Consider the following 8,626-nt stretch of genomic DNA (forward strand, 5'->3'; position numbering starts at 1 on the left):
TCCCTACGATGAGAACCCTATGAAGCTTTCTGATCTCACCTTCCATGCCGCCGCTCTCGCGCGTTTTGTCCCCGCCCTCTTTCGCGCCGGCCTTATTAGCCCCGCTGGCGGCCCACGGGCAGTGCTCTCCACCGCGCCGGTTCTCGCCCGCTACCGCTTCACCACCGCCCGCGAGGTGGAGCAGGCATACCTGACCTGCCCAGAACGCCTAGCGCTTATCGACGACGACGGGGCCCTCACCTACCGCCAGCTGCGTGAACAATCCCAGACCTTCGCGCGCTGGTTGCTCTCTCTGGGCCTCGACGAGATCCGTCTCGGCGTCATGGCCCGCAACGGCCGCGGCATTATCACCCCGCTGGCCGCCAAAGGTTATGCCGGAGCGCACATCTTCCTACTCAACGTTGGCTCCTCCCCTGAGCAGCTCGCCGGATGCATTGAGGAAAACCGCATCAACGTGCTCGTTATCGACGATGAATTCGTTGACCGCCTTGCCCCCGCAGACAGCGCTAGCCCCAGCCCCGTTGCTGGACTGCAGGTCGTGATTGGTCATGAGTCCGGCGAGGAGATCCCGGCCGAGCTGGCCGAGGCCCCGACGCTGCACCAGATCGTGGTGAACCCGCGGGACGTCGAGAAGCAGAAGCTTCCCACCTGGCCCAAGCATGGGCATATCGTGCTCATGTCCTCTGGCACCACCGGCATCCCCAAGGGCATTATGCGCCCAGAGCCCACGCTGCCCGTGGTGGTTGCCTCCATCGTGGATGCGGTGCCGTGGCGTGGGGACCAGAAGGTGCAAATGACCGCCTCCATCTTCCACACGTGGGGCTGGGCCTGCCTCAACATCGCGCTGGGCCTGCGCAACACCATTGTCACCCGCCGCGTCTTTGACCCGGCGGCCGCGCTCGATGACATCCAGCGCTACCAACTTGATGGCCTGCTCTCCTCCCCCGTTTTCTTCCGCCAGATGGTGCAGGCCGACCCAGATTCGGCCTATGACACCTCAAGCCTGAAGTTCATTGCTTCTGCAGGACATGCGCTGACCCCGGAGATTGTCAAAGAAACCCACGAGCGCTTCGGCCCGATTCTCTGCAACGTCTATGGTTCCACGGAGCTGGCGCTGGCATCGACGGCCACCATGGAAGAGGTGGCTAAGGACCCAACCATCGGCGGCAAGATTGCCTCTGGCACGAAGCTGCGCATCCTCGATGAGGATGGCAAAGAAGTCCCGCGCGGCGAGGTCGGCGAAATCTATCTGACCAACTCCACCGCGCTCATTGGCTATACCAACCCGAAGATTCCGCTCAACAAGGTTGATGGCCTCATCTCCATCGGTGACTTGGGCTATATCGACCCCGAGGGCTACCTGCACGTGGTGGGCCGCGCCGATGACATGATCATCGTCGGCGGCGAGAACGTGCACCCGCAGTCGGTGACGGAGGTGCTTGAAACCATGCCGGGCATCGCGGAAGTGCATGCCGGCGGCGTGGAGGATGAAACCACCTTCCAGCGCATCGCCGTGTGGGCCGTGACCACGCGCGATGCCTTGGGCAACACCGTGACTGCCGACGCCATCCGCACCTGGGTCCGCGAGAACCTCGCCGACCACTCCGTGCCGCGCGACGTCCACTTCCTGGACAAGCTGCCGCGCAACGCCACGGGCAAGGTGGTGCCGCGCCTGCTGAGCAATACCGACTAGCCGGCGTCTTCACTCCAGATTTCCCGGCTGAAATAGGGCCCTCCGAGCCACAACTGCCCGAGTTGCCAAAACCTTCGCTCCTCACCGCAGGGAGCAACGTTGTTTTTGGCAACTCGGGCAGTTTTTATATCTGGGATTTGGCCCCGCCGGCCCATCCCTTGAGATGGGCCGAATCAGGTTAGTTGCTGCGCTTGACGGTGGCCGCAACCTCGCCCGGTTGGACATGACCCTCGCGGGCAATGTCGACACCAGCGACTTGCTTGGCCGTCGGGCACACCACCGGGGTGATGAGGTTGACGCCGCGCTCGCGTAGCTTCTGCGCCTCCACCGCGATGATCGGCGTGCCGGCGGTGACGGTATCGCCCTTCTTGGCCAGGGCCGTGAAACCTTCGCCCTTGAGCTCCACCGTGTCGATGCCGATGTGGATAAGCAGGTCTAGGCCATCCGCGGTCTTCATGCCGAAGGCGTGGCGTGTCTTGAAGATCATGGTGATGGTGCCGTCTACCGGGGCGCAGACGTCGAAGGCATCGACGGTTTCAGGCATAACGGCGAAGCCTTCGCCCACCATGCCCTGTGCAAAGGACGCATCCGGGACCTGGGAGAGCTCGACGACGTCACCCGCGAACGGGGCGCGTACGTCGACGTCCGTCTCACCGTTGACGCTCTTAACGCCGGCGCTGGCCGGCACACTGGCTGCAACACCCGCAGCTCCAGCCGCGCTCGCAGCACCCGCCGTGGCCAGCGCCGGAGAACCGTGACGCAGCTGGTGACTGACCTCGTCATACATGAATTGCACGGCCGGGCCCACGATGACCTGGACGCTCTTCTCCGAGGGGTGGATGACGCCGGAGACGGCGGCGCGCTTGATTACGGAGTCGTCGACAAGCGCGCGATCCTTGACGCCCACGCGCAGGCGCGTGGTGCAGTAGTCCAGGGAGTCAATGTTGTCCTTGCCGCCGAGGCCTTCGATGATGCGCGCGGCATCGGCTGCGGTCTTGTCATCGCCGCTGACGGAATCCGCCGCGTCGTCGGCCTCATCCTCGCCGCGGCCCGGCGTCTTCAGGTTCAGCCAGCCGATGAGGAAGTAGAAGATGACGAAGTAGAGGAAGAAGAAGCCCACGCCCATGACCAGCAGCATGTACCACTTGTTGGCCAGCGGGTTCTGGGAGGAGAGCAGCATATCCACGAAACCGGCGGAGAAACCGAAGCCGGCGGTCCACTCCATGGCGGAGGCGATGAAGACGGACAGGCCCATCAGTAGCGCGTGCACCACGTAGAGCAGCGGGGCGACGAACATGAAGGAGAACTCCAGCGGCTCGGTCACTCCGGTGAAGAAGGAAGCCAAAGCGCCGGCGGCCATGAGGGAGCCGACGACCTTGCGCTTGCTCTTATCCGCGCGCAGGTACATGGCGAGTGCCGCACCCGGCAGACCGAACATCATGACCGGGAAGAAGCCCGCCTGGTAGCGGCCCACGACGCCCTCGACCGTGCACTGGCCGTTGGCCCAAATACCCGGGCAATCAGCGGCAGAGGTCGCGGCCGCGGCGGCGTCGATGGTGGCCTGGCCGGCCTGGAAGTTACCGATGTCGTTGATACCGATGACGTCGAACCAGAAGACGGAGTTCAGCGCGTGGTGCAGGCCAGTCGGGATGAGCAGGCGGTTGGCCACGCCGTAGATGCCGGCACCCGCCGCGCCCAGGCCCTGGATGGAGGTACCGAAGTTGAACAGCGCGTTGTAGATGAACGGCCACACAAAGTAGAGGATCCCGGAGACAACCATGGCGAAGATCGCGGTAAGGATCGGCACCAATCGGCGGCCAGAGAAGAAGGCGAGGAAGTCCGGCAGCTTGGTGCCGTGGAAACGGTTATATACCCAGGCCGCCATGACGCCGGCGAGGATGCCGAAGAGGACGTTGCCGCCGCCCACAGCATTCCAGCCTTCCGCGGCCCATTCCAGCGCCTCATCGCCGGTCAGCGCGGTGGGGTCTTCGATACCACGGTAGCCGGCCACAGCCTCCGGGCCGAGCAGTTTCATAAACGTGGCGAAGGCCAGGAAACCAGAAAGTGCCGCGGCACCGTTGGAATCCTTGGCCAGGCCGAAGGAAATGGCGATGGCGAAGATCCAGCCCAGGTTAGCCAGCACCGCATCACCGGAGCTGATGAGCAGCTGCGCGGCGAGGTTATCCGGGCCGGCGGCGCTGGAGATCCAGTAACCAACACCGCAGAGGATCGCCGCGACGGGCAGCACCGCCACAGCGCCCATGAGGGCTTTTCCGAGCCGCTGCAGCGGCCCCATGACATCGACTTTCATGCGAGGAGTCCTTTCACACTAGTAAGGAATTAGATGGAGTTTTTAGAAAAAAGTGGGCGGTGCGGACGGTGTTTGTCCGCGAAAACGTAGTACTCGCGGTCCTCCAGCTGGGAGGCGGCGGCTTCATCGAGGATCACCGTGGCGCGCTGGTGCCACTGCAGGATCGACGCGGGGCAGTGCGCGGAGAGCGGGCCTTCCACCATGGCGTGGACCGCGCTGGCCTTGTTGCTGCCAGTGGCCAACAAGAGCAGGTGGCGTGCCTCACTGATGGTGCCCAATCCTTGGGTCAGCACGTGGCGTGGGACCTCGTCTTCGTTGTCGAAGAAGCGGGCATTGTCCTGCACGGTTTGCGGGTGCAGCGTCTTGATGCGGGTGCGCGATTGCAGGGAACTCGACGGCTCGTTGAAGCCGACGTGCCCGTTGGCCCCGATGCCCAGCAGCTGGATGTCCACGCCGCCGGCATCACGGATGGCCTTGTCATAGTTGGCCGCGGCGGTGGCAGGGTCATCGGAGTCACCAGCGGGGCTTTTTACCAGGTCATCATCGAAATCCACGTGGCTGGTGAATTCGCGGCGGATGGTGGAATAGTAGGACTGCTCGTGGGTACGCTCCAGCCCGATGTATTCATCGAGCAGGAATGCGCGGCTGCGGGCAAAGCTCACCTCGCCGCGCTCATGGCGCGTAATGAGCTCCTTGTACATTGCTACCGGGGTCGAGCCTGTGGCCAGGCCCAAGGTGGCGCCGGCGTTGGCGTAGTGCGCGAAGATGTCAGCGGCCTCCACGGCCACTTCGGCCGGCGTGGAGCGGATGAGGATTTCCATGAGATGCCTTCCTGTGTGTTTAAGAGAGTGGGATGTCCGCGCCGTCGACGATGACGCGCACCGGTTGGTAGTGAGAGTTAAGGCCAACCAGGTTGGCGCGCGCGCCAACCGCGATTCGGCCTAGATTCGCTTCCCCCAGCACATCCGCGGCTGTAGTGGAGGTAAAACGAACTGCTTCCCCGAGGCCGTGGCGCGCGGCGAAGCTGGCGAATTGCTGGGACAAGGTAGAGGTGCCGCCCGCGATGGCGCCGCTGGGCACGCGCGCAACTCCCCCGCTCACGGTGACAGGCAGCGAACCCAGCTCATAGTCACCATCGGCCATGCCGGCCGCCGCCATGGCATCAGTGATGGCGAAGGCGCGGTGACTGTGAGCCATGTCCACGGCGCCGTCGACAAGATGCACACCATCTGCGATGAGCTCGACGGACACATCCCCCGCCTTCGCTGCGGTGAGCAAGGCCGCTACCGGGCCCGGCGCGCGGTGGTGAATAGAAGGCATGCCATTAAAGAGGTGCGTTCCAGTCACGGTCAGGCCGAGCTCCTTAGCCTTGGCGATAACGCTCAGCGTGGTGTCATAATCGGCCTCGGTGTGGCCCAGGCTGGCGATGATGCCATGCTCCGCGCAGACGTCGAGCAGCTTGTCGACGTTCTCCGTTTCCGGCGCGAAGGTAATCGAACGCAGGTGGCCGCGGGCCGCGGCGATGACCGCGCGGAAGAAGTCCGGGTCACCGGGCACGATGCGCGAGGGGTCCTGTGCGCCGCATTTGGCCGCAGCGATGAAGGGGCCCTCCATGTGGATTCCGGCGATCTCGCCTTCTTCAGCCAGCTGGGCTAAAAGCTCCGCCCGGGCGCAGAGTTCTTCTTGCGTGCCGGAGACCAAGCTGGCCAGCAGTGTCGTTGTGCCGTGCGCGCGGTGGAAGCGGGCGGCGGCTAGGCACTGCTCGTAGTCGCCGTTGGGGAATCCCCCGCCGTTGCCGCCGTGGTTGTGTAGGTCCACGAAGCCGGGCACCCACAGCAACGCATCCGAGTCCCCGGCGCGCCAGGCAGCCTCGGCTTGGGGGACGTCGCCAAGCACTATGCCCTCAATACTCTCCCCGAACGTGACGGCCCCAGCGCGCAGCTCGAAGTTTTCATCAATATAGAGGCCCTCGACGTGGCCTTTCTCCTTTGTCTGCATGGTTCATTCGGTCCCGCTTGTACGGGCTGACGTGGCGCAGCCCGGTTGACAATTCACTTGAAATTTATCAGGGCTACCAATTTTTGTGAACCACACTTCCTCCGAAGGGGGTGTGTGAGCGCAGATGGCTTTTAGCGCGTTAGGTGCACCGCGCGGAATGTCGAAAGGCCCGGCGAGCTACCAGCCACGGGTGACCACTCGGTCCCAAAGCGCGTTGCTCGCTAGCTCACCGGCGCCCGCTGGTGAGGTGCCAACGAACACATCTCTCGCATCAGGATCATCAGCAAGAATGTAGCGGAACCACGCGGTGGCGTAACTGTCCCCGAACTCTAGAACGTCCTTGTGGTCCGCGCCCAGGCGGCGGGCAATGATTGCCGGACCACCAGCTGATTCAAAGTTCTCCTGCAAGTCTGACCACGGACTAACAAGCCAGCGGTCCGAACGGCCATCGCTCGTCATCAGGAATAGCGGTTCCTCTACGTCAGCCGTGTTGTAGTCCCAGTCATTGGACTGTGCCACTTTGTGGGAGGCCGGGCTCGCCGCATACACAGCTGCTACCTCCGTGTGGGCCGCAGCGTTGATGGCACCCGCACCACCCTGTGAGTGGCCAAAAATGCCGACTCGTGATCGGTCCGCACGAGAATCCAGTTCCGGCAAGCGCTCAATCAAGTGCACGACATTCTCTCCTGTACCTGTGTGGGGAGTCTCATCGCCGACAACCACGAAGCCCCAACTAGCCAGGTGCTCCGCCACGGGCAGGTAGCTGCTCAGCGGCGTGTTCGTGCCATTAGCCATGACCGCCGCCGGAAACGGTCCCGCGCCTGTCGGTGCCGCGATGGTCACGTCGCCATCACGCCGCACGTCGACCTCGTGCGGCCCCTCGCCCGCAAACGACGCTTCCAGCGGGCCACCTGTCTCAGCGCTATATCCGGCAGCCACGCCGTCATCACCGGTCACGCTGTCTGCGTCCACCCACTGCATGAATCCCACAAACCCTACAAACGCCACCACAATCACGGCCACCACGGCAATCATGCCAACCACAAGCTTTTTCATGCTCTGTATTGTGTTTCGCACGAGAGCGAAGGTCACTAGCGCTAGCACTACTTTTTCCTGTACACAGTGCAAGAGCTGCCTCCGCTACGCCCTTGAAATGAGAGACTCACATCATTACCTTGTTGTATGTAATCGTCATCACATATGGGAGAAATAATGCTTACCTCCGAAACGCTTTCCGAAGTAGTCACAGTAGGAGGTTCAGGTCCGTTCAGCGGCCAGGGCAACGAAACAGTTGCAGCCTAAATGCATCCCCCTAGAAACAGTGGTGACGAAGGACTTTCATCTATCTACACCTTGACCGCCACATATTTTTTATTGTCAGTGTGCGGGTCAATGACCAGCCTCTCGATTTCACTCCACTTCGCCGAACTCAACAAAGGCGAACTGTTGGTGGCAAGCATCTTCATCTCGGGTACTTGCGCTCAAGTTTTTGCAGTCCCCTTTCTGGCCCCACTCTTCAACAAATTCAACAGCTATCACATTGCGCTTGCTGCACTCTTCTTAGATCTTCTGGGCCTGTTATCAATGGCAGCCTATCCAGAGCCATTGATCCTCATTGTCGGAAATCTCGTCACCGCATGCTTAAGCGGACTGTCAATTCCATCCATTTTCACCATCGCTGACTCTCAGGTCGGCGAAGGACAGCAGGCGAAAGCCTTCTCCCTCTTGGACACAGCCCGACTTGGCAGTGGATTCCTTGGACCACCTCTAGGTGGATTACTACTGGACCAAAGAAACCTGCAGACAGCGCTCTTCGTTGAAGCTTGCGCCGTTGGAGTCTCGCTACTTGCTTTTTATTTCCTTTATAAATCCTCGCCCCCGAAAACACTGCTTCATTCAGAAACCAAAGATTCTTCACCGAGTTTTCTCCAGAAGGTCCTCGAAGCACCTTCCCTTTTGCTGAAGAATAGAAGCGCTCGGTCCGCGTTAACCAGCATTTGGGGAGCAATTATCTGCACCTCGATTTTCAACGTTTCGCTTGTCTTCTATGCGACACAGACCCTCCACGTCAGCGGTACGTTATATGCCATCATTGCCCAAGCATTTATCGTGGGCCGCATCTTTGGCGCACGGCTTTCAGCTCGCCTTCACTCACAGAACGCTGGGAAAGTCCTGGCCGGGGCAGGATTCGCTATGGGGTGTTTCATAGCTTTACCTGGACTATTTCCCTCATTGTGGCTCTGCATCCCATGTTTCCTCCTGGGCGGAGTCTGCAATGCTGCTCAGGTGGCCGCACTACGCATAATCGTTGTCGGATCCGTACCTGATGAAGTGAAACCCAAAGCCCTTTCTACGATGGGTTCAATTAACAGCTCCGCAATGCTTATTGGATACATCATCGGGGCACCTGTTGTAAGTGCCATCGGCCCAGCTGCGGCCCTTGTCGTATCAGGGTTTGGCACCTCTATCCTCACTCTGGGGCCAATTCTGAAGACCACCATGTACGGTGCCTCCGGTGACCAAGACTACGACAACAAATAGCATTCAATTCTGTAGTAAATCTACTGTCAGATGCGAGTTTTTGGTACCGGTGTGTTCAGAAGACTGAAATGGTAGCGGTGTGG

General features: G+C 61.2%; 6 protein-coding genes. 2 read left to right on the forward strand and 4 right to left on the reverse strand.

Features of this window, described 5'->3' with window-relative positions; genetic code table 11:
- Nucleotides 1-19 precede the first annotated feature (19 nt).
- The gene (locus tag HMPREF2806_RS07825; RefSeq protein WP_070517150.1) at nucleotides 20-1,693 is read left to right on the forward strand and encodes an acyl-CoA synthetase; all 1,674 of its coding nucleotides are present in this window, start codon (nucleotides 20-22) and stop codon (nucleotides 1,691-1,693) included.
- A 178-nt stretch (nucleotides 1,694-1,871) separates the two neighbouring features.
- Here the strand turns inward: HMPREF2806_RS07825 and nagE are convergent, their stop codons facing one another.
- The 4 genes from nagE to HMPREF2806_RS07845 form a co-directional block, all read right to left on the reverse strand.
- Entirely contained in the window at nucleotides 1,872-4,004 is a 2,133-nt protein-coding gene (gene nagE / locus HMPREF2806_RS07830) for an N-acetylglucosamine-specific PTS transporter subunit IIBC (protein ID WP_070517152.1), read from the reverse strand.
- 29 nt (nucleotides 4,005-4,033) lie between these two features.
- Nucleotides 4,034-4,825 carry a glucosamine-6-phosphate deaminase gene (nagB, locus tag HMPREF2806_RS07835; RefSeq protein WP_070517154.1) on the reverse strand — a complete coding sequence of 264 codons (792 nt, stop codon included), beginning with the start codon at nucleotides 4,823-4,825 and terminating at the stop codon, nucleotides 4,034-4,036.
- Between the two features lie 19 nt (nucleotides 4,826-4,844).
- On the reverse strand, nucleotides 4,845-6,002 hold the full coding sequence (locus HMPREF2806_RS07840) for an N-acetylglucosamine-6-phosphate deacetylase (RefSeq protein ID WP_070517156.1): 1,158 nt from the start codon (nucleotides 6,000-6,002) through the stop codon (nucleotides 4,845-4,847).
- 177 nt (nucleotides 6,003-6,179) lie between these two features.
- A complete protein-coding gene (locus HMPREF2806_RS07845) occupies nucleotides 6,180-7,058 on the reverse strand; it encodes an alpha/beta hydrolase family protein (RefSeq protein WP_046647862.1) in 879 nt (292 codons plus the stop codon).
- A 246-nt stretch (nucleotides 7,059-7,304) separates the two neighbouring features.
- On the opposite strand from HMPREF2806_RS07845, the gene HMPREF2806_RS07850 reads away from it, so the two are divergent.
- Entirely contained in the window at nucleotides 7,305-8,543 is a 1,239-nt protein-coding gene (locus HMPREF2806_RS07850; protein WP_046647863.1) for an MFS transporter, read from the forward strand.
- Nucleotides 8,544-8,626: the final 83 nt, after the last annotated feature.

The sequence above is a fragment of the Corynebacterium sp. HMSC076G08 genome (assembly GCF_001811515.1).
In the GTDB taxonomy this organism is placed as follows: Bacteria; Actinomycetota; Actinomycetes; order Mycobacteriales; family Mycobacteriaceae; genus Corynebacterium; species Corynebacterium hiratae.